Genomic DNA, 21,992 nt, shown 5'->3' on the forward strand with positions numbered 1-21,992 from the left:
AGTGCCTGCTTGTTTCGTTTTATACTTCCGGCACTACAACCGCTAAGGGCTAATTTAGTTCGAACTGAAGTTTAAGCAGGTTTGCGTAAATGCCTTCCGGGTTAGCCGACAGTTCATCATGCGAGCCTTCCTCTACAATTGCGCCGCCATCAATTACAAGTATCTTGTCTACTTTGCGGATGGTGGCCAGGCGGTGTGCGATCACAATAGTAGTACGGTTCTGCATCAGTTGGTGCATGGCCTGCTGTACCAGTTGCTCCGATTCAGAATCGAGGGCAGAAGTTGCTTCATCGAGTATAAGTATGGCCGGGTTTTTAAGTATGGCGCGGGCAATGGCCACACGCTGGCGCTGCCCACCCGATAGTTTTATGCCACGCTCGCCTACCAGCGTTTCCATCCCTTCCGGGAACGTCTGAATAAAATTCCAGGCGTTTGCCTGCTGGGCAGCAGCGGTAATTTCGGCTTCTGTTGCTTCCGGTCTGCCGTAGGCTATATTCTCGCGGATGGTTCCTCCAAACAAAAGCACTTCCTGGGGCACGATGCCAATATTGGCGCGCAAAGTAGTCAGATCAATGTCGCGGATATCTTTGCCATCTACCGTTATACTTCCGGCAGCTACATCATAAAAACGCATCAGCAGTTGCGCAATCGTAGATTTGCCGGCACCACTCGGGCCAACCAACGCTATTTTTTCGCCGGCGTTTATACTTAGGTTGATGTTGTTCAGAACAGCAATATCGGTGCGGGTAGGGTACGCGAAAGCCACATTTTTATAACTGATATTGCCAGCCAGTTTTGGGATCTCGTTTAAGGAGCGTAACGCTTTACTTGTGGTTTCTTCTTCTTCGTTCAGGATCTCTAGGATGCGTTCGGTGGCGCCCAAAGCAGATTGTACTTTGCCATACAGATCGCCTAAACCACCTACTGAAGCACCAATAAAGACAGTATAAATAATGAATGAGATCAGATCGCCGATGCTCAGATCGCCATTCTGCACGAGTGTAGCACCGTACCAGATTACCAAAATAATTCCGCCGAAAAGGCCGATGATGATGAACGTGATAAAAGCGCCGCGGTAATACGCCGTGGAAAGTGCTGTTTGTACGGCTCTGCCCAGAGATGCCTGGTAACGGCCTACTTCAAACATTTCGTTGGTAAACGCTTTCACCGTGTTAATGGCCTGCAGCGTTTCTTCAACAATTACGTTGGTGTTAGCCAGTTCGTCCTGTGTTTTTTTAGACAAGGCTTTTATTTTGCGGCCAAATACCAGCGCCAGCGCTACCAGCACCGGAAACGTAGCCAGCATAAACATCGACAGCTTGATCGAGGTCCACATGATAATGACGATGCCAACCAGCAGGGTAGTGGTTTGCCTGAAAAGCTCTGCCAGCGTAATCGACATGGCATCCTGTACCTGACCAATATCGGTGGTAATGCGGCTCGTGATTTCGCCTACTCGACGCTTCTCGTAAAATGAGATTGGCAGCTGTACAAATTTGCTGTACAGGTCTCTGCGAATATCAGCAATGGCGTTTTCGCTTACCTGCGCAAAAAAGTATACCCTGAAAAACGAGAAAACGCCCTGCAGCAGAATAATACCAAAAAGCCCCAGCGCAATCATGTTGATGTCTTCGAGGAACCAGCCGGACGCCTGTCCTGTAGAAGAATCTACGAGTTTACCGGTAAAGAGCGGGAACACCATAAAGGTCAGGCTCGAGAAAACCAGGAAGATCAGGCCGATAATGAATTTATACTTGTAAGGAAGTACGTAGCTGAAAATGCGAAGACTCCGGCGAAAGCTATCTTTACTGATCTTAGTTCTGCCTTCTGTATCTTCTGCTCCGCTACGTCCGAATCCGCGTTTTGCCATCTATGAAATCGTGTTTATACTTTGTACTGATGTGCTATACTGCTTTATAGCGGGGCACAGGCCGGTAATACCTTACTTACGGCATCCTGCGTGCCAGTTAAATCCTGCAAAGGTAAGCATTCCGCATGATTTTGCCTTGTTTCGCTTACTAAATGAAATGGGTATAAATAAGGATGTGGCTTGAATAGTTTTAAGCAAAGCATTCCTGACATGTATTACGCTCGAATTGCATCCAACCACCCCCGGCCCCTCCTTATCCAAGGCGGGGAGTTATACTTACTTCTTCAGATTGCATCCACTATAGTTAAGGCTAAAATCAGTTTAAGGCATGAATAGTAATTATGAAACTAATACTTAGCTAAAACAGAAGCAGACTCCCCGCCTTGGATAAGGAGGGGCCGGGGGTGGTTAGACCCGGTACAAGTCAAACTACAAGTTATTGATTTACACTTCTTCCCGCGCCAGTTCCAGGTCCGTGATCTTACCCGAAGAAATAGCCAGCAAGCCGGCAAACGTCAGGAAGCCGTTCAGGATCAGCACTTCGAAACCAAACTCGTAGCCCCACAGCCATTCCACCGAATTTTTGCTGACAATGTAAGTAAGGATAGGCGCTATCACACAAATAATAGGCACATACCGGTCGCGGACAGCTTTTTTAGTGTAAAGCCCAAAAGTATAAAGTCCCAGCAACGGCCCGTAAGTATAGCCAGCCACGGTAAATACGGCTGTAATTACGTTGTCATCGTTCAGGATATCAAAGGCAATAATAACCAGCACCATCACAATCGAAACGCCCATGTGCACAATGTAACGCATCCGTACCCGCTCGTGCTCGCTTCTGTTTTTGAAATCCAGGAAATCGACGCAGAAAGAGGTGGTAAGTGCTGTAAGAGCGGAGTCGGCGGAGGCGTAGGTGATGGCGATAATACCAAGTATAAATACGATGCCCAGGAATGGTGGAAAGTACTCCAGCGCCAGGAAAGGGTACACATCGTCGCCTTTAGCCGGTAGCGTTATACCCTTGGATTCGGCGTAAATATAGAGCAATGCGCCCAGCGTCAGGAACAGGATATTCACGAATACGAGGATGATACTGAACCAGAACATGTTCTTCTGTGCTTCGCCGATGTTTTTGCAGCTCAGGTTTTTCTGCATCATGTCCTGGTCAAGGCCCGTCATCACGATGGCGATGAAAGCACCGGAAAAGAATTGCTTCAGGAAATATTTATTGTCTTTCACATCCCAGAAAAATACCTGCGAATAATCGCTTGCCTGCACCTGGCTGATCAGCCCCTGGAAGCCCATGTTCAGTTCATCGGAAATAAGCCAGATGGTCGTAACCACCGCCACCAGCATGGCCGTAGTCTGGAAAGTATCAGTCCAGATAATGGTTTTCATGCCGCCCCGGAACGTATAAACCCAGATTAGCAGGATGGTGATGATAACCGAAACCGCAAACGGAACACCCAGCTCATCAAAAACAGCCAACTGCAGCACACCCGCCACCAGGAAAAGCCGGATAGAAGCGCCCAGCGTGCGGGCCAGCAAAAAGAAGGCAGCGCCGGTTTTATAAGACCAATACCCGAAGCGCTGCTCTAAATACGTATAAATCGAAACTAAATTAAGGCGATAATAGAGCGGCATCAGCACCGTAGCAATAACCAGGTAGCCCAGCAAATAGCCCAGAACAAGCTGTAAGTAAGAGAATTGTGCCACTTTCACCACACCCGGAATTGACACGAACGTAACGCCGGAAAGTGATGTACCGATCATTCCGAAGGCTACCACATACCACGGCGACTGCCTGTTTGCCAGGAAAAAGGTTTCAGAATCGGTGTTCTTACTGGTGAGGTAGGAAATAAAGATCAGGATACAGAAATAGCCTATAATGAGGCCAATGATCAGGGTTGAAGACATAGTGCAGTCAGTTCGTAAGCTGTGGCTACAAATATAACAATTCTATACTTCCAACACAGCGCGCTTTACGGCAGGTTATCGAGCAGCACCGGCTCCCCCACAGCAGGTATACGCAAGCCCTGCATAATGCCGGAAGCTGCAATTTGTTCGAGCAGCCGCACGGGTTCGCTGGCCGGCTCATCCGACAGATCATAGGTGCCGTAATGCATGGGAATAAAAGTGCCGCCGCGCAAATTATTGTAAGCTCGTACGGCTTCGTGCGGGTTTAAATGGCTTTTCTGCATCAGGAAAGCCGGTTTGTACGCGCCAACCGGCATCAGGCACACATCCATCGGCCCAAACAGACTTTCTATTTCTTCAAAGTGTGGCGCAAAAGCAGAATCTCCGGCAAAGTATAAAATCGTTTTTTCTGTTTTGATAATGAAACTTCCCCAAAGCACTTTGTTCATATCCAGCAGGGAACGGCGGTGCCAGTGCGAGGCAGGCATAAAGTATACTTCCACGCCGGCAGGCAACAAATCATATTGCTGGTACCAGCCGGCTTCCTGGTAAGGTATAAGCGGGTTAATGTCTCGCAAAAGATCGCCGGAATGGAGTGGCGCCAGCACTTTCAGGTTTGGGTTTTGGTTGAAAACCGTACGGATTGAGCGAACATCAAAATGGTCGCGGTGGGCATGGGAAAGCAGCAGGAAATCGATGTTTTGTAATTGCCTGGGTGGGCAGGGCAAGCCAACTCTGCGTTTTGTTAAGGGCAGGTCGTAAAAAATCGGGTCAGTCAGAAACGTTACACCATTCAGGCGGATAAAGAAACTGGAGTGCCCCAGCCAGACTACCATATCATCCTGCGACCGCAAAAAATCGGAGCCGGTCTGCAATTTGGGCACGTAGGTATCGCGCTTTTTTTCTTCGCGTTGCGGGTTTTTGGTTAACTGCCAGCGCAGCACATTCTTAAAATCAGGCTCGTATAGTTCTTCGCCGTTTGCAAAGTGGCCGTTTATCAGTTTGTTGCCACGGTAACCTGGCTTAATGGTTTGTAAGCGTTCGTTTTTAATGTGGCGTATGTGCGGAGTCTGTTGTTGCAAAATGTAAGAAAGTTGGTGCTGAGTTAATAAACAGTGATCTGCTGTATTAGGTTGGCAAAAAGTATAAACAGCAACGCAAGTATAACCGGAACAAGTATAAAAGTAAAAAACGCTTTCCGGTTTATGAAAAGCGTTTTATACTTTAAGATTGATAACGTACTTGCCTCTACAATATTTTACGCTTAGTAGCCAAAGGGGCTTGTCTGGTAACCTCCGTAGCCGGGGCCGTAAAAGCTGTTCCCAAACCCGGAGTTGCCATCGGTGTAACGGATGCCGCCGGTAACGGTAAAGTTTTCGGTTATTTTATAGGTTGCCCGGAAATCTGCGCCCATGCGGCCCGGGTTGTAAAAGCTGTTGGTCAGGTTAGCAGACGGAATGTTGGAGAAATCGCGCCAGATGTTACCGCTTAAAATAAGCCTGTCGCTGGCCAGGTAATCTACGCCGGCGCTCATAATGTAATGGCTGCTGGCGTTGTTGCGGTGCAGCATGGTAGTGCCTTCCGAAGTATAAACCGGCACATCGTGCGCCGAAACATACATATAAGTTAAACCCGCTCTCACCCGGAAACGATCGTTTAAATGATACCGCACCGAAGGCTCAATATAATTCGACATCCCGAACCAGCTGTTAAAGCTCGTGCCCGCCGACAAACCGTAATTAAGTTTCGGGCCCTGCCAGGCTGGTTTTGGTTTGATGGCTTCAGCAGCAACAGGTTGTGCAGTTACCTTTAGCGAATCGGGTGCAACGGGCAGCGCGGCGACATCCAGGCTTTGCTTGCCCTGCGCCATCGCATCACCAGACCACAAAAGCCCGACGGTAAGTATAAGTGTAAGTATGTTTTTCACGTTGAGATCGCTGATTTGTACGAAGTTATACTAAGGTACAGCTTAAGTGTTTTAATTGCAAACGCATAAACTCCTGTAAAGTGTATCTACAAAGTATAAACCAGCACGTTTTATTTCGCTTTCGCGCCAATCCAGCTAGTCCGGAAGGCTTCTATTTCCGGTGTTACGGCTTTGTTTATACTTTCGAACGTTACCAGTTGCAGCGTGTTTTCTTCATCAAGAATAAGGTTTGTAGTCCGGGTTTTTCCGTGGCGCACAAACGTAACCGAAACCGTATCGCCGGGCTTTTGCTTGCTCAGCGCTTTCTTCATTTCTTTTTCCGATCTGATCTTGCGGCTATTTATACTTTGAATAAGGTCATTGCGCTCGAGTCCGGCTTTGTAGGCTGCTGATGTTACAAACGTTCCCCAATCCAGCGTTGCGCCTTCTTTGCTATACTTGTAGTTCATCGGGCCAAGCGTTGGTATGCCCGGTTTTGCTTTGCGTAGCTCCAGGCCAGCCTGCGCTAAGAGCGAAGTATAATCCATCAGTTCACTGCCCAGAATACTTTTTTTGAAGAACGAAGCTGCCCATACTTTATCGCCGCTCACTTCTGCTAAGGTTTCTTCCAGGTTGGCTAGCGTGTACGGTTTTTCTGGTTTGCCATACTTCTTCCAGAGCGCCTGCATAAAGTTATCCAAGGTGGTGTTATACTTCTGGCGAAGCGTAAGATCCAGGCCAAGACCGGTTACTGCGCCATACACATAGTAGGAGGTAAACGTATTGTGGCGGTTGTTAGGGTCTACGGAACGGGCTGCATCCACGTAAGGCGCCTGCTTGCTCATTTCAGCTAAACTATGGTAGGTTGGGCCAGGTGATAAGAGCACATAATTCAGGTCGCCGGTCAGGTTGGAAGCGTATTTCTCGAGGTTTTGCAGGCCGGCGCGCGTATTGGCCAGGTCATCGAAATAACTTGTAAAACCTTCGGCCAGCCATAGTGCTTCCGACATATTGGCTGCCTGAAAATCAAACGGCTCTAGGCTGGCCGGGCGGATGCGTTCCACGTTCCAGGCATGGAAAAACTCATGCGATAGGGTGCCCAGCATACTGCTCATGCCGGTTGCTAAGGGTCTTGAGCTGGTAATATATGTTGAGTTGCGGTGTTCCATGCCATCGCCAACGGCTTGCGGCATGTAGCAGGCCAGAAATGTATAGCGGCCAAAATCAAACTTCGGAAGTTCTCCAAAAATTGCCTGCTGCTCGGCTACAATCTTTTTAGCTTGGCTTACATATTCTTCAAACTGTGCTTTTGTGCCGATGTGGTGCATGGCAATCTGTATTTTCTGGCCGTTTACGTCCCATTCTGCAAAGTCAAAAGCGCTCAACTCAGCGGGGCTATCCATCAGGTACTGAAAATCAGGTGCCGAATAGGTAGTGCCTTGTTCATGTTTTAGCTGCGTAGCTACCTGCCAGTTGCTGCCCTGTGGTACATTAAACGTTACTTTTGCGGGAGCTTTTTCGAGTTCGGGTGTGTACAGCAAGGTGGCCGGCATGTTCAGGTGCGCATGTGTTTCGTCTACACCCGCATAGGTGCCATCGGCATGATCAGCAAATAAAGTATAGGTAATGGTGGCGCTGCCTTTGTGGCCTGTAAGCTGCCATTCATTGGGCTCGGTGCGGTTAATAGCAAGCGTGTTTCCCTGGGCGTTGGTTGCTTTTACGTTGTAAACGTTTTTGCCGAACTCATGCAGGGCATAACGGCCAGGTGAGGAGCGGGGCATCAGTACCGTTAAGGTATCGGCTTTTAAACCTGTAAACGTAACCTTTACTTCGGCTTCGTGGTGCGCCGCATTCGGAAACGACAAGGTATAAGCGGATTGTTGCTGTGCGGTAGCAGCTTGTGTGAAAAGGGTAAGGCCGAGGCCAAGTATAAGGTGTAAGCTGGATTTCATGAGCAGTTAGCAGTTTGGAGTTTAAATATAGCGGTTTTTTATACTCCGATGCTGCCCGTTGCCAAATTTGATCTGATCCGTACTTTTATATTTTACAAAAAGCCTGTTTATACTTCTCCGTAAACTTTACTTTGCACCAACCCATTCAGGAAGGTATAACTATACTTTTCGTGGAGGTGCAGCTCGTTAAAATGAATCTGATAATCCGGAAGTTGCCTGGCTTTTACCTCACTTAAAGCACCGAAGAAAGTATACATACCTTTAATTATGGCCCGTTGCCACATCGGAGCTGACGTTTTTACCGGCCAGAAATCAGTGAACAACCAAAAACCGTTTGGCGCCAGCGCATACTTTAAGCGCGTCATTAACTGGTACAGCCTTTTTTCAGGGAACAGGTCTAGCAGGAAAGGCGTGATGATGATGCCAAATTGCTCGTGTGGCTGCAAGGTTTGTTCGGTGCCCAGCCGGAACGTAACATTTGCCTGATGCGATTGCCCATACTTTTGGAAACGTTGCCGCGCTTTTCGGAGCATTGCCGGCGAGGCTTCCAGGTACAGAATGCTAAGGTTTTTGCGTGTTGCCAGCAGTTGTTTCAGTAGCCAGCCGGTTCCGCCGCCAATCAGTAGTACGCTGCTATGATCGGGAATGTGCGGCAACAAGGCACCCTGCGCACGCTCCAGGTTGCTGCCAAAAATGAGATGGGCCAGCTGGTCGTAAAAAGCAGCAACCCGATCGAAGCCGCTATCGGTAAGTTTTGGCAAGGCAGCGTAGTTTTAAGAGTTCGGATTAAGTAAAATGCACGCAGAAGATTTCGTAAAACATCGCTTGAAAAAGGGTTATACCTGCAAAACGGTGGCTGTAAAGTATAAATCAGCGCTCATAATGCTCTTCTACGATGCCTTTCAGTTTTAAGAAAATGTAATCGGTTAGCTGCTTACGGATGCTTTCGGTGTTGCCTTTAAAGACTTCCCTGAACTCTTCGGCTTTGCCATCATATAAAAAGGAAACAAACATGGTACCTACCGGCTTTTCGGATGTTTCGGAACCGCCCGGGCCGGCCAGACCTGTGGTGGCCACATTGATATCGGCACCCAGCAACTTGTGCAGGCCCATAACCATCTCATTTGTTACCTGCTGCGATTCAGCAGTGTACAGGTCCAGAGTATCTTTTTTAACGCCCAGTAATTTGCTTTTCACTTCGGGTTGGTATACTACCATACTTCCTTTCAGCACATCGCTGCTGCCTTTGGCCCGCACAAATTCAGAAGCCAGCATGCCGGCCGTACAACTTTCGGCAAACGCAACGGTCAGGCCCTTATCTTTCAGTAACATCATCAACTCCGTTAACTCCGACTGGCTCATATATATTTGGTTTTAAAATACAGGGTATAAAATCAGACTAACTCATACTTTATTTGCGGGTCCCGGGTTTTGCAGAAGTGGCCACGAATCCAGTATACTGTAAACCGGGTGTGGAGAGGCCAGCTCAGATTGCCAAAGCGAAACTTCGTTAACAGGCAGCAAAAGCTGTTCAGGAGGCAGGACAGGGGCAAAAGCCGGGATATGTTTTTCTGATTTCCGGTAGCGGGCCAGTGTAACATGCGGGATGGCTTTTTGCTTTTCGGGTGGTTTGGGTGCAAGTGCAGTGGCCAGGTCATGTTGCAACTGCTCAAATAAACGGCTAACGTTAAAACGGGCCCATACCAACCGGGGGGTGCGGGCAGTGGGGCCGGGCTCCAGGCGCTCCAGCGAAAGTATAAAAGCCAGGTGCTGCTGCGTGATCGTTTTAATTTTTTCGCTGATGCCAGGGAGTTGATCCTGCGATACGTTTCCGATGAAGTATAGCGTCAGGTGCAGGTTAGCTGAAGGTACAAAACGTATCGCTGGGTGTGTAAAAGCCGTAAGCCTTGTCAGAAGGTTTTGTTTTATGCCTTCCGGGAGTGCTGCCGCCACAAATAACCGGATGCTGTCGTTTGTCATAAGTCAGAATAAAAGTATACGTTGCCACGTATAAAACGGAAGCGCCGCAGGCAGGTTAGGCCCATCCATAAACCAGAGATTAAAGTATGATCCGGAATATATATAAACGAATTTTAGCAGGTTTTACGCTCTTTACACTTGAGTTGCTGCTGGTGTGGGCGCTGTTCCTGGCCTGTGTGATCGGGTTCCTGTACCTGGGCCGCGAGGTGTTGCAAGGCGACCCCATTGGCCTGGACGAAGCGGCATTTGCATTTGCTGCCTCCCTGGAAAGCCCTGCCATGAACAGCTTCATCCGGTTCATTACTTTTTTTGCGTCGCAGCAATTCTTGATTCCGGCTGCGCTTTTGCTGATCGGTTATTTTCTGTTTGTGCGCAAACACCGCTGGTATACGCTTAAAGTACCGGTGGTAGCGCTGGGCAGCATTACACTTAACGTCGTACTGAAGTATTTTTTTGACCGGCCCAGGCCGCTGATGCCGTTGGTGCATGCATCCGGCCTGAGTTTTCCGAGTGGCCATTCTATGGTGGCAGCCTCTTTTTATGGTCTGATCATTTACTTGGTCTGGAAACATGTAAAACCTGCGGAGCTACGTTATTTGCTGGTGCTGTTGCTGGTTATGTTTGTGGCTGTTATCGGCTTCAGTCGTATTTATTTGCGGGTGCATTATGCTACCGATGTGCTGGCAGGTTTTTCAGCGGGATTTTTATGGGTGGTACTGGGTATCTGGTTTTTACGTAGGCTGGAGCGCTTTTCCCGCAAAGAGGTTTCGCCTGCTTTAACAGATGATCACTACAATTATTAATAAATTATTTAGCGACGTACTTGCAGATAATAAAAGATATTATACCTTTGCAATCCCAAACAATGAGGGTTTAAGCGTTTGGGAAACAAGTACTGCGTTTCGCGCACGTGGCGAAATTGGTAGACGTGCAGGTCTCAGAAGCCTGTGCCTTCGGGTGTGGGAGTTCGAGTCTCCCCGTGCGCACATTACTTACAAAAAGCCAGTCTACGGACTGGCTTTTCTGTTTTCAGGCCTTTCCGGACTTTAAAAATTATACGCCAAGTATAAACCAAAAGTAACCACCTTCCTGTATCTGCCACATTCCGGCAAGCTTCGATGTTAATTCAGTCTAAAATACTTATCTTGGTAAGCAACTATACTTCCCGGGCGGGGTCACTGCTCCAGGAAGGTTTGCGTACTCCGTCCATCGAAACTCAGCTTACTATGAAGTTTAAACGCTTGCTTACCCCCGGATTTATACTTGCGCTAAGTATAACCAATGCCTTTGCCCAGCAACCCGACGATATAGCTGCTGTGCGGCAAAAACTAAAACAGGAACGTGCTGCAACGGTGGCTTCTACTAAACTTACCTCCCCGGAGAAAGCAGATCGTTTACTTGAGTTAGGAGAGTGGAAGCAGGCCGAAGCGTTGTTAAAATCCACAGCTACACCGCAGGCAAAACTGGCAAAAGCAAAACTGGCTATACTTCAGAATGAGTTTAAGGAGGCTGAAAAACTGGTACAGGAGGTGCTGAAACAAAGCCCGAAACAGCGCGAAGCATTACTACTGAAAAGTAAACTGCAGATACAAGCCTGGGAACTTGAGAAAGCCAAAGTCACGGCAAACGGGTTACTGAAAACGAACGCTAAAGACGAAGCAGCGGCGCTGCTGGTAGGTAGAATACTGCTGCTGCAGAAAAAGTATGACGAAGCGCTTGCCTGGGCGCAACAAGTGCAAAGCTGGAATAAAAACAACGCCGATGCTTACCTGCTGGAGTCGGATGTGCATTTCTGGAACCAGAAACCTGAACTGGCCGAAAAACCGCTGATCACCAGCCTTACCCTGAACCCTTTTAACCCGGATGCACGCTTTAACTACGGGTATGCCATCTGGCGGCGCGTGGATGCCACCCAATTAAATGCGATGGCAGCGCAATGGGAACTGGCCCTGGAACTGAATCCGCTGCATTATGTAACACACTGGCATTGGGGTAACGGCCACACCAATTTAACCTACGCAGATTACGCCCAACCCGAAGATGAACAGGTACGCGAAGCCCTTAAAACTGCTGATAAACTTTTAAGCCAGAACAAGATAACCGATGCCTTAGCCACGGCCCAACAAACGCAGCAAAAATACCCAACTTCTGTGTTGCCGGCTATGCTGCGCGGCTCTGCTTATTACATTGCTTTTGATATGAACCGGCAGATGCGCCTGGATTCGGCACAAGCCATTTTCCGGAACATCCTTGCCAAGAAAAAACATTACGGCCCGGCGCACAACGCCTTGGCTGCCGTGATCAAACAAAAGCAACTGACTTACCTGCACAACTATGATTCGCTGCAACAAGTGGTTCAGAAAACGGTGATCAAAGACCCGGTTAATTTTGCGAAAGTGTTTCCGGACGTAACGTATTACCCGGGCAACGAAGTCCAGAAAATGGTATGGTCGCAGCTCTACGAAAGCATTGTATACTTCCCGTTTTTATCGAAGCAGGAAGAAGTTTTCGTGATTCCGCCGCTGCACATCGACCTGGCCATCGCTATGAAATCGCCTTATTTCAGGGGAGCAACTACTTTTGATAACCGCCAGTGGATGGATATACGGGGCGTAGGAAGCGGAGCCGCTGCGATTGAGTACGTGGTACGGGGCTCATACCTGGAGCGCAATGTGGTGTTGCATGAATATGTGCACCAGTTTCATGGGAGTGTGTTTACGGATGCAGAGAACCGTGCCGTACGCCGCCTGTACTACAACGCCATGAAGGAAAACCGCACGCTGGATTATTACTCTGCCAACAACGAACACGAGTACCTGGCGCAAACCTACCCGGCTTATTTCGAGCCTGTAAAAGTGCATCCGCTCAATCATAAGTCCATCAACACCACCGCCGACCTTAAAGCCAAAGACCCGGAACTTTATACTTTTCTGGATGAACTCGTGAAACGCCAGCGCGCATATTTAGCTGGCAACAAACAGGCGATGGCCAGCAACTGGGCAGAAGTATATGTAAACCTTTCGGGGCAGGCGCTCACCAAAAAAGACTTTGCGAAAGCAGCTGTTATGCTCGATACTGCCCTGCTCTGGGATGCAAAATACCAACCGGCCATGCTGGCGTACAGCGACGTGAAAACCAAAGAAGAAAAGTATGAGGAGGCGATGCAGTGGCTCACCAAAGCAAAAAGTATAAACCCGGAGTATGCCCCGATTTACGTAGCCGAAGCCAGCCTTGCGGAAGCTAAGTTTCAGAATGGAAAACTTACCCGGGACGAGGCAATCGCACAGCAGGCGGCACTTTACAAAAAAGCGCTTGAACTGGAAGACGATCTGTTGGTGCGGGCACAGGTAAGCCAGCGTTTCAGTGCATTTTATACTTCTAATGGCATGGTTCCGGAAGCAATTGCCATATCAGAAGCTTATTTTAAAGCCGCACCAACTGTATCTACGTACCTCCGCGACCGTCGCGACGATGCCCTTGCTTACGCCAGTTTCCTGAAAGGTACCACGCAGCAAAATGCACCGGAAGCGGAGCAGGCACTGGCCAAACTGGTTGCCCTGAAACCGCAAAACTATACTATTCGCCAGCAGTATGCCGATGTACTGGCAGCGCAGGGCAAGTATAAAGAAGCGCTTGCCACCCTCGAAGAAGCACAGCGCATTCTGGCAGCAGGGAATAACGCGCGGGCAGATTTCATGGTACGGATGGCAGCCTACCAGCTCACACTCGGAAACAAAGAAGCCGCCAAAGCTACCATTCAGCCCATATTAGACGGAAAAGCAATGCTCAGAGCAGAACATTATAAATTAGCGCAAGTGTACGCCGGAATAGGAGAACCCATGAAAGCTTCCGCTGAACTGATGAAACTGAAGCCGGTATCTGCAGCCGAAAAAGGCAATGTGCAACTGGCCCTGGGTACCCTAATGGAAGCAACTGGCGAATGGAAGCAGGCAAAAAAAGCCTATGAAAAAGCGCTGGAAATAAACCCTTACCAACTCGAAGCACGCCAGAACTTATATAAGCTACTGATGAGCAAAGGCAAAAAGAAAGAGGCCGCCAAGTATAAAGAGCAGGTACAGGCTTAAATAAAAATGGCAGTTATACTTTAGAAAGGTAGCTGCCATTTTTATTTATACTTATACTTGCGAAGCAAAATCATACTTCAAACCCAACATGAAACGACATTTTATACTTCAGTTAGTGGCTTCGCTTTTCCTGCTGAGCTTTTATTCCTGCCAGACGTCTGTTCCTGCTGCAAATAATAATACTACTGACAGCACTCAGGCAGGAACCACAACTATTTATGTGGTACGTCACGCTGAAAAAGATACTTCGGACAGCAAAAACCAGGACCCAAATCTATCGGAAGCTGGAAGAAAGCGGGCCAATGCGTTGCGCGATCTTTACGACCAGGAGGCTATTGCCGCTTTTTATGCCACCAAGTATGTACGTACCAGCCAAACCTTGCAACCACTGGCAGCTGTGAAAAAGATGGAGATCAGAACTTATGAAGGACACGACTTTGAAGGTCTGAAACAGCAGATCATGCAAAACCACAAAGGCAAAACGGTTTTTGTAGCCGGGCACTCGAATACCGTTCTATCAATTATTAAAGCATTTGGCGCTACACCACCTCGTGAGGAGATTAGAGATGAGGAGTACAGCTATATTTTTACGATAAAAGTTAGCCCGGAGAATACAGCCACTGTAGAAGAAGATACATTTGAAGCTGTTGCCAACCAATAAGTAAGTTAGAAAATACTAAGCTGCGTTTCCGGTTTCAGGATGCCTTCGTGGCGGAGCAGCCACTCTTTGCGCCATACTTTGCCAGCATAGCCGGTCAGGCTGCCATCGCTGCCAATAACGCGGTGGCAGGGCACAATAATGCATATTGGGTTGCGGCCGTTTGCACCGCCAACGGCACGTATCGCTTTCTCGCCGGACGTAGCGCGGGCCACATCCATATAAGACGCGGTTTTGCCAAACGGAATCGTTTTCAAGTTTTCCCATACCTGCTCCTGAAAGCTAGTACCTTTTGGGTTCAAGGTCAGTTGAAAGTTACGGCGACCGCCTGTAAAATATTCGTTTAGCTGCAACTGGCAGGCTTTTATACTTTCCGGAAGCTGTGTCTCAGGTGTTGGTTCAGTTATTGGCTGACTTTCTTCCACAAACAACACCGATGTTATACCTAAGTCAGTCGCTTTAATCTCGATCAGCCCGATCGGGGAAGTATAATGGGCCGTATAAAGTGCTTCTTTCATAAGTATATCGTACAAATTCCGGGTAAAAATAATTAGTGCTTAAAAACCAGGGTACCGGCCAGCAAATCGTGTAACGACTGTTTTTTGGCTGTAAAAAAAGCGACCAAATACCCAACCAAAAACGTAAGCCCGGATAACAGGCGGCCAAAATAACGTGCGCTTGCTTTGCCAAAAGAGAGGCGCTGCCCTTGCATATCGGTTACAAAAAGGCCCATTACTTGTTTGCCAAAAGTGGCCTGGTATGTAGAGCTTTCCATGAAAGAATAGTAGACCCACCCCAAAACCATACTGGTTAAGTTTAATTGCAGGCGCGTTTCCGGATCATCCATGTTGGGCATTTTCATGCCGAGCAGCAGCATAATAACCAACGTAACAAGGGCCATCAATATGCTATCGAGCAGCATGGCTATAAAACGTGCCCAAATCTGGGCGTAAGGGTGGGTAAGGGGGTTACTGTTTTCGGGTATCAAAAGCAAAAAGAGTTTTAGAACATGCTTAAATTTTATTTTTGCAGGCGAAAGTTGAACAGAAGAGGCTCCGGCAAAACAGTTTCAGCACTTCATAGCAGTGCTATGAGACGGAAAAGTATGAAGTCAGGTTCTTCTATGAGCAGCTTGCAACACAAAGTATAAATTATAATCGTGCTCTCGAGTAAAAGTTAAATCCGGTGGTATAAATATCGGAATAAAAAGGCAATAATAAAGCCGCTCTTTCCGGATTACAGTAGCGCTGCTGCTTACGCAGGCTCTGTTTTATACTTTGGATTTCGTGGCGGGTTTATACTTGGTTACCTTGTTTTTGATCGGATCCAGGCTCATCAGATACTTGTAAATTGCTTTCAGATCATCTTCGTGCATACCGGCATACATGCTCCACGGCATTACAGAATTAAAATCATCAGGGCCCATACCAGCTAACTTGGCAGGGTCGGCATAGGATTTAAATTTGCTGATGAATTCTTCTTCGGTCCAGTTTCCGATGCCGGTATCGCGGTGCGGTGTGATGTTGGAAGATTGCAGTGTAGCGCCGCTTGGTAACGTAAACTCAAAGCCGCCTGCCAGCATTTTTTCTTCCAGTAGTTTACCGTTTTTTTGAGGCGTATGGCAGTCGGCGCAGGCAGCTATCGTGAGCAGGTATTTGCCTTTATCCAGTTCGTCGTCCAGTACAGGTTCCATGTTTTGGGGCGTAGCGGGCATCGCACGAAGTATAATATTCTGGGGGAAATCTGCTTTTGAAGCAGGTACTTTATGCTTTACAGGCGTAAGCGTCCGGATATAAGAGATAATAGCGTATACATCCTCTTCCGACATCTGGCTGTAGGCTTTGTAAGGCATTACCGGGAAAAGTGGCTCACCTTCCCGGTTTACACCGGCTGTTATCGCCCTGAAAATTTCCCCGTCGGTCCAGTTGCCGATGCCTGTCTCTTTATCATTGGTGATGTTCTTTGCATAAAATACACCCGGAAAGCCCAGGTTGTGGTCAAACTTATCGCCGCCACGGCCTTCGGTTCCGGGAAGTGCCGGCCCTGAAAAACGGCTCCAGTCTCGGGTAGCGTGGCAATTGACGCAGGCGCTTACGTGGTTGGCTAAATACTCGCCTCGTTTAACAAGGGCAGGTGTTTTAGCGATGCGGATGACCGGCGCAGCGGCTACATCAGGAAGGGCGTAGCGGAAGTACAGGAAACCAGCAGCAGTAATGGTAAGCAAAACTACCAGCAGGATGCCGGCAGCTTTTAACAATTTTTTCATGGGCAATAAGGTTAGCTCGGATGCGGATACGTTGTTACGTAATATCTAAATATTGGTATATCAGATATTTGGCAATATTTATAAAAATTATGAAGAAAGCAATTCTGAGTAAGGCAGCAAAGTATAAAACAGGATTATAAGCATGCTTCTTTGGAAACTCAAGCCTGATGCATACTTCAGATGAAGCCAAATTACACTGCAAAAACGGCCTTAAAGGGAGATGAGTTTGTAAAGCCTAGCTTAAATAATGATACCAAAAATTTTTTTGATGCAACATTATTTTATGTAAAGCTGTCCAGCGTTGTCGCCAATACCTATACTTTCACTTACGGTTTTACTAGTAAGTGAAACATGCAACAGGTGTAGTGAGGACGATGCTTTTAAAAACAAACTTGCTTCATTAGCAGCAAGTGTAAAAGCGCATGCATGGCTACTTACTGTAAACAAAAACAGCCCGGCAGTTATGCCGGGCTGTTTTTGTTTGTCTTTATAAAGTGGTTGTTAATGCACCGCGTGGCTTTCAGGCTCAGAGAGTTGCGCTGCAATTTCCGGGCTGGTGGTAGCTACCAGACCGATTTCCGGTTGCGGGTTAAATTCGCCTTCCCAGCGGGCTACTACGGCCGTTGCCAGGCAGTTGCCGGTTACGTTAACAGAAGTACGGGCCATGTCCATCAGCTCATCAATACCAAGTATGGCAAACACCGGCCAGACAGGCAGGTTAAAAGAGGCAACCGTTCCTAAAAGTATAACCAACGATGCTCTTGGTACGCCGGCCACACCTTTACTGGTCAGCATCAGCGTAAATACCATTAATAATTGCTCTTGTATACTCAACTCGATGCCAGCAGCCTGGGCTACAAATACAGAAGCGAGTGCTAAGTATAAAGTAGTACCATCCAGGTTAAAGCTGTAACCTGTTGGCATTACGAAAGCTACAATTCTGCGCGGTACGCCCAGTTTTTCCATTTCTTCCATGGCGCGCGGTAAGGCAGCTTCGGAGCTGGTCGTAGCAAAAGCAATCGAAACCGGACCCGAAATAGCTTTCAGGAAGCGTTTAACCGGAACACGCGCAATTAGCGCAACCGGTAACAAAACAACCAGACAGAATACGATCAGGGCAATGTATAAAGTAGCCAGCAACTGGAACAGGTTAAGCAGAATACCAAAACCCATGTGCCCTACCGTATAAGCAATAGCGGCGCCTACACCAACCGGAGCAAAATACATGATGATGTTCGTGAACTTGAACATGGTTTCAGAAAGGCTTTCGCAGAAATCAAGCATCGGTTTCCGCTTTTTCTCTGACACCATGGCCAGGCCAATTGCAAACAACACACTAAATACCACGATTTGCAGTACCTGTCCTTCGGCAATGGATTTGGCAATATTTTCAGGGAAAACGTGCAGGATGATATCGGCAGCGCTTTGTTTTGGCGGCGCCACAATTTCTTCGTGGGCCACAATGGCGCTGGCATCAATTCCTTCGCCGGCTCTGGTCAGGTTTATGGCAGCCAGGCCAATAAAAAGGGCCAATGTGGTTACTACTTCAAAGTATACAATGGCTTTCCAACCCATACTTCCCACTTGTTTTAAGTTAGAGTGGCCGGCAATACCAACTACCAGTGTCGCAAAAATAAGCGGGGCAATAATTGTTTTGATCAGTTTCAGGAACACCTTACTGAGCACGTTGAGGCTGGTCGCAAATTCCGGAAAATCGTAGCCTATCTCCGTACCGATCACCATACTGATCAGGATCCAGGCAGTAAGCGAGCGCTTTTTGATGCCGTAAAAGATAAGCAGGCCAATGGCAAACCAGCGTGAGGCCATCAGGGCTTCGTTCGGGAGCGCCAGTAACTCATACTGTTGCAAAACAGTGAGCAACGCAGCTATTGTAATAGCAATCAGGGTAAGAATGGATAAGGTAGAATTCTTCATAAAAAGGATTTCTGTAAGAAGAGCAGCGGCGTGCGGCCCTGCTTTATATGGCAATCCAAAAGAACTAAACTGCTGCTAAAAACTGCAGAATAGGGTATTGCAACATAAAGGCAAACAAATATAAGCGCTTAAAATACATTGGCAATAGACAGTTAAATTAATTTTAAGCGGTATGCCGGCATTTCTTTCTTTTTCGGTGTTTTGTAAGGCGGTTCCTGAACTGCAGCTGTTTAGGTTCTTTCAAAAGAAAGTGGCAATTTAACGCTCTCAACTCATTTTATAGAGCTTTTATGCTGATATGGCGCATCGAGGTTTTGCACCTCAAACTAAAATATACCTGGAAGATTGCCCGCAACGCAACCGACGAGAAAATCAACTTTATGGTGCAGGTTACCGATGGCACCTTTAACGGTTTTGGCGAGGCTGCGCCCAACAGCCGCTACAACGAAACCCCGGAACTGCTGCTGCAGCAATACCAGGAACTGCTCGTGGCCGGGCTGGCAGCGGTCACAAGTATGGAAGCGCTGTTGGACCTGTTAGCAGAGAACCCGCCGGCCAATTCGCTGCGCTTTGCGATCGAATCGGCATACCTGCATTATTTTTGCCAGCACAAAGGCCTGGCGGTGCACGAGTTGCTCGGCCAGAAACCACCTAAACAGCAAACCACCTGCTTTTCACTGCCCATCATGGACCCGGACGAAGTTCAGGATTTTATACTGGACAATAACCTGCAGCGCTTCCGGTGCCTGAAAGTGAAAGTAAACAAGGAACAGGCGATGGCTTTGGTGGAACAGGTGCTCGAAGTAACCGATAAACCCATTGTAATAGATGGTAACGAAAGCTGGGAAGACCCTTACGAACTGCTCAATTTCCTGAACCGGCTCGATTCCAAACGCATTTTGTTTATTGAGCAGCCCATGCCGGCCGCGCTGGCCGATGCTTATATGCAGCTAAAAGACATCACGCCCATTCCGTTTGTAGCCGATGAATCTGTAACAGATAATGCCGATTTTGAATTGCTGAAGCTGCAGTTCCACGGGGTTAACCTTAAATTAATGAAAGCCGGAGGTTACCTGAACACCGTTCGCTTATTAAAAGAAGCCCGCACGCATGGCCTGATGGCGATGATCGGGTGCATGGTGGAAACCAGCCTGGGCATCTGGTCGGCGATGCAACTGAGTGCCTCTTTCGACTTTGCGGATCTGGACGGGTTTTTGATAGTGGAGGACGAGCCCTTCGGGCTGGTACGCGAACAGGATGGTTTCCTCTCGCTTAAGTAAAGTATAATTAACTGATTAAGAAACTAATTTCTCAATTTTTGTGTAATATGTTTGTACATTAAATGTATATACATATATTTGCACTATGATTGAGCTCAATACCTCAGGCATGAAGATAGAAGACGAAATAAAGCAGTCTGCATTTAAGAACGATTTTCAGAAAGCGCACATCAACCTGATTTATACTTCCGGTTGGTTGCAACTCTCGATGGCAGCGCTATTTAAGCCGTATGGCATTACGCTTCCGCAATATAATATACTCCGCATTCTGCGTGGCCAGCACCCGAAGCCAGCCACCATCAGTTTGCTGATAGACCGCATGCTGGATAAAACTTCCAACGCTTCGCGGATTGTAGATAAACTGGAAGCAAAAGACCTGGTAACGCGCAAGCAGTGCTCCGAAGACAGGCGCACTGTAGATGTGATGATCACGGAGAAAGGGCTGGCGCTGCTAACCCAGATGGAAGAAATTGAGCATGAAAGCCGGCGCGGCATTATGCACTTATCAGCCGACGAAGCAGCAGAGCTAAACCGTTTGCTCGATAAAATAAGAGATTAACCAAGTATAAAATTTAACATCAACCCTAGAATTCAATAACTAAATCAAATGAAAAAGATCGCAATTCTTGCCTCCTTAGCCAGCGTGCTTGTATTTTCGGCACAAGCATCTAATAACAACACAACTGCCGCTACCGAAGTAACCAAACCTGCAGCCGCACGTGGTTATAAAGTAGATGTTGCGAAAAGCGACGTTAAATGGCATGCTAAAAAAGTAACCGGCGAGCACATGGGCAATATCTCCCTGAAAAGCGGCGAACTGGATGTAGCTGGTAACAAAGTAAAAGGTGGCTCTTTTGTAATCGATATGAGCTCTATTACGTGCACCGATATCAAGGATGCAGAGTACAACGGCAAACTGATCGGCCACCTGAAAAACGATGACTTCTTCAGTGTAGATAAACACCCGACTGCTACTTTTAAGATCACAAGCCTGAAGCCAATTGCAAAAGCAGCGGCAGGTAAGCCAAACCACACTGTAACCGGCGATCTTACGATCAAAGGCATTACAAAACCAGTAACTTTCCCGGCAACTATCACGGTTAACAACGGTGTAGCCACTGCCAAAGCTGATGTTGTGATCGACCGCACCAAGTATGACATCAAGTATGCTTCTAAGAGCTTCTTCGACAGCATTGGCGACAAAGCTATCTACGATGATTTCACAGTATCTATTAACCTGACTGCCAAGCAGTAATCTGATTCAGATCAACAGGAGTTATTTCAGATCGCTCCGTACCTTAGTTGGTGCGGAGCGATTTTCGTTTAAACCGGGTTTACATTTATTTTTATACCTTTAGCTGCTAATTTCTAACTTATGAAGTATAGATTCTCAACACCTTTCAAGTATAAATTCATGCTGGTGCCGATGCTGTTTTTTATACTTGGTTGCTCCGAAAAACAGCCGGATGCGCAGCAGATAGTAGACGAAGCCATTGCCGTACATGGCGGCGAAAAGTATAAAAAAAGCGTGGTTTCGTTCCGGCTCCGCGACAGGCAGTACCGTGCCCTGCGCGATGGCGATGCCTTTGTTTACAGCCGCACATTCACGGACTCCACTGGCGCGCGCGTACATGATGTGTTGCAGAACAGCGGTTTCAGGAGAAGTATAAATGATACAACCGTAGCCGTGCCGGAGGATAAACAGAAAGCCTACAGCGCTTCCGTTAACGCGGTGGTATACTTTGCGCAGTTGCCCTACTATTTAAACGATGCGGCTGTTCAGAAAAAATACCTCGGCGAAACCACCATTGCCGGCGAGCCATACAATAAAGTAGAGGTAACTTTTCAGCAGGAAGGTGGAGGCGAAGGGTATGAAGATGTCTATGTATACTGGTTCCATCAAAAGCGCCATACCATGGATTACCTGGCTTATAGTTTTAAGGAAAATGGCGGCGGCTCACGTTTCCGGAAGGCGGTAAATGCAAGAGAAGTGGGTGGCATCCGTTTCCAGGATTACCTGAATTATACTTCGAAAACGCCTATCAAACTGGAAGAGTATGACAAAGCCTTCGAAGCCGGAAAGTTGGAGCAGGTTTCAGAAATAAATCTTGAGGAAGTTAAGGTAGGCGAAATCAATCCTTAG

General features: G+C 47.6%; 20 protein-coding genes and 1 tRNA gene. 9 read left to right on the forward strand and 12 right to left on the reverse strand.

Features of this window, described 5'->3' with window-relative positions; genetic code table 11:
- Nucleotides 1–49 precede the first annotated feature (49 nt).
- From DP923_RS11135 to DP923_RS11145, 3 genes are all read right to left on the reverse strand, one after another.
- Nucleotides 50–1,870, reverse strand: coding sequence for an ABC transporter ATP-binding protein (locus tag DP923_RS11135; protein WP_112305929.1), 1,821 nt, complete (start codon nt 1,868–1,870; stop codon nt 50–52).
- Nucleotides 1,871–2,314: 444 nt separating this feature from the next.
- On the reverse strand, nt 2,315–3,787 hold the full coding sequence (locus tag DP923_RS11140) for a sodium:solute symporter (protein ID WP_112305930.1): 1,473 nt from the start codon (nt 3,785–3,787) through the stop codon (nt 2,315–2,317).
- Nucleotides 3,788–3,852: 65 nt separating this feature from the next.
- Complete coding sequence (locus tag DP923_RS11145; RefSeq protein ID WP_112305931.1) at nt 3,853–4,869, reverse strand: MBL fold metallo-hydrolase; 1,017 nt, start codon at nt 4,867–4,869, stop codon at nt 3,853–3,855.
- A 51-nt stretch (nt 4,870–4,920) separates the two neighbouring features.
- On the opposite strand from DP923_RS11145, the gene DP923_RS16880 reads away from it, so the two are divergent.
- A complete protein-coding gene (locus DP923_RS16880) occupies nt 4,921–5,055 on the forward strand; it encodes a hypothetical protein (protein WP_262510389.1) in 135 nt (44 codons plus the stop codon).
- On the opposite strand, the gene DP923_RS11150 is transcribed toward DP923_RS16880, so the two are convergent.
- The 5 genes from DP923_RS11150 to thpR form a co-directional block, all read right to left on the reverse strand.
- Complete coding sequence (locus DP923_RS11150; protein WP_239021014.1) at nt 5,052–5,714, reverse strand: hypothetical protein; 663 nt, start codon at nt 5,712–5,714, stop codon at nt 5,052–5,054. The genes DP923_RS16880 and DP923_RS11150 overlap by 4 nt on opposite strands.
- Before the next feature lie 110 nt (nt 5,715–5,824).
- Nucleotides 5,825–7,645: a M61 family metallopeptidase gene (locus DP923_RS11155; protein ID WP_112305932.1), complete on the reverse strand. Its 1,821-nt coding sequence runs from the start codon at nt 7,643–7,645 to the stop codon at nt 5,825–5,827.
- Nucleotides 7,646–7,752: 107 nt separating this feature from the next.
- Nucleotides 7,753–8,406, reverse strand: a complete 654-nt coding sequence (locus DP923_RS11160) for a class I SAM-dependent methyltransferase (protein WP_112305933.1) — start codon at nt 8,404–8,406, stop codon at nt 7,753–7,755.
- A 109-nt stretch (nt 8,407–8,515) separates the two neighbouring features.
- The gene (locus DP923_RS11165; RefSeq protein WP_112305934.1) at nt 8,516–9,007 is read right to left on the reverse strand and encodes a CinA family protein; all 492 of its coding nucleotides are present in this window, start codon (nt 9,005–9,007) and stop codon (nt 8,516–8,518) included.
- Between the two features lie 42 nt (nt 9,008–9,049).
- Nucleotides 9,050–9,625 carry an RNA 2',3'-cyclic phosphodiesterase gene (gene thpR, locus DP923_RS11170; protein WP_112305935.1) on the reverse strand — a complete coding sequence of 192 codons (576 nt, stop codon included), beginning with the start codon at nt 9,623–9,625 and terminating at the stop codon, nt 9,050–9,052.
- A gap of 86 nt (nt 9,626–9,711) precedes the next feature.
- Between thpR and DP923_RS11175 the strand changes: the two genes are divergently transcribed.
- The 4 genes from DP923_RS11175 to DP923_RS11190 all read left to right on the forward strand — a co-directional run bounded on the left by DP923_RS11175 (nt 9,712) and on the right by DP923_RS11190 (nt 14,371).
- Nucleotides 9,712–10,428, forward strand: a complete 717-nt coding sequence (locus DP923_RS11175; RefSeq protein ID WP_112305936.1) for a phosphatase PAP2 family protein — start codon at nt 9,712–9,714, stop codon at nt 10,426–10,428.
- A 101-nt stretch (nt 10,429–10,529) separates the two neighbouring features.
- Nucleotides 10,530–10,611, forward strand: a tRNA-Leu gene (locus DP923_RS11180).
- Nucleotides 10,612–10,851: 240 nt separating this feature from the next.
- Complete coding sequence (locus tag DP923_RS11185) at nt 10,852–13,710, forward strand: tetratricopeptide repeat protein (RefSeq protein ID WP_165838182.1); 2,859 nt, start codon at nt 10,852–10,854, stop codon at nt 13,708–13,710.
- 88 nt (nt 13,711–13,798) lie between these two features.
- Nucleotides 13,799–14,371 (forward strand): histidine phosphatase family protein, encoded by a 573-nt coding sequence (locus DP923_RS11190; RefSeq protein ID WP_112305938.1) that lies wholly within the window; start codon nt 13,799–13,801, stop codon nt 14,369–14,371.
- 5 nt (nt 14,372–14,376) lie between these two features.
- On the opposite strand, the gene DP923_RS11195 is transcribed toward DP923_RS11190, so the two are convergent.
- From DP923_RS11195 to DP923_RS11210, 4 genes are all read right to left on the reverse strand, one after another.
- Nucleotides 14,377–14,886 carry a methylated-DNA--[protein]-cysteine S-methyltransferase gene (locus DP923_RS11195; protein WP_112305939.1) on the reverse strand — a complete coding sequence of 170 codons (510 nt, stop codon included), beginning with the start codon at nt 14,884–14,886 and terminating at the stop codon, nt 14,377–14,379.
- 32 nt (nt 14,887–14,918) lie between these two features.
- A complete protein-coding gene (locus DP923_RS11200) occupies nt 14,919–15,356 on the reverse strand; it encodes an RDD family protein (RefSeq protein WP_112305940.1) in 438 nt (145 codons plus the stop codon).
- A gap of 282 nt (nt 15,357–15,638) precedes the next feature.
- A complete protein-coding gene (locus DP923_RS11205) occupies nt 15,639–16,634 on the reverse strand; it encodes a c-type cytochrome (RefSeq protein ID WP_112305941.1) in 996 nt (331 codons plus the stop codon).
- 501 nt (nt 16,635–17,135) lie between these two features.
- The gene (locus DP923_RS11210; protein ID WP_112305942.1) at nt 17,136–18,569 is read right to left on the reverse strand and encodes a dicarboxylate/amino acid:cation symporter; all 1,434 of its coding nucleotides are present in this window, start codon (nt 18,567–18,569) and stop codon (nt 17,136–17,138) included.
- A 290-nt stretch (nt 18,570–18,859) separates the two neighbouring features.
- Between DP923_RS11210 and DP923_RS11215 the strand changes: the two genes are divergently transcribed.
- The 4 genes from DP923_RS11215 (at nt 18,860) to DP923_RS11230 (ending at nt 21,992) form a co-directional block, all read left to right on the forward strand.
- The gene (locus tag DP923_RS11215; RefSeq protein ID WP_112305943.1) at nt 18,860–19,849 is read left to right on the forward strand and encodes an enolase C-terminal domain-like protein; all 990 of its coding nucleotides are present in this window, start codon (nt 18,860–18,862) and stop codon (nt 19,847–19,849) included.
- An 85-nt stretch (nt 19,850–19,934) separates the two neighbouring features.
- Nucleotides 19,935–20,408: a MarR family winged helix-turn-helix transcriptional regulator gene (locus DP923_RS11220; protein WP_239021015.1), complete on the forward strand. Its 474-nt coding sequence runs from the start codon at nt 19,935–19,937 to the stop codon at nt 20,406–20,408.
- 48 nt (nt 20,409–20,456) lie between these two features.
- Nucleotides 20,457–21,104 (forward strand): YceI family protein, encoded by a 648-nt coding sequence (locus DP923_RS11225; protein WP_112305944.1) that lies wholly within the window; start codon nt 20,457–20,459, stop codon nt 21,102–21,104.
- A 120-nt stretch (nt 21,105–21,224) separates the two neighbouring features.
- Entirely contained in the window at nt 21,225–21,992 is a 768-nt protein-coding gene (locus DP923_RS11230) for a DUF6503 family protein (protein WP_239021016.1), read from the forward strand.

The organism is Pontibacter arcticus (genome assembly GCF_003284895.1).
GTDB lineage: Bacteria > Bacteroidota > Bacteroidia > Cytophagales > Hymenobacteraceae > Pontibacter > Pontibacter arcticus.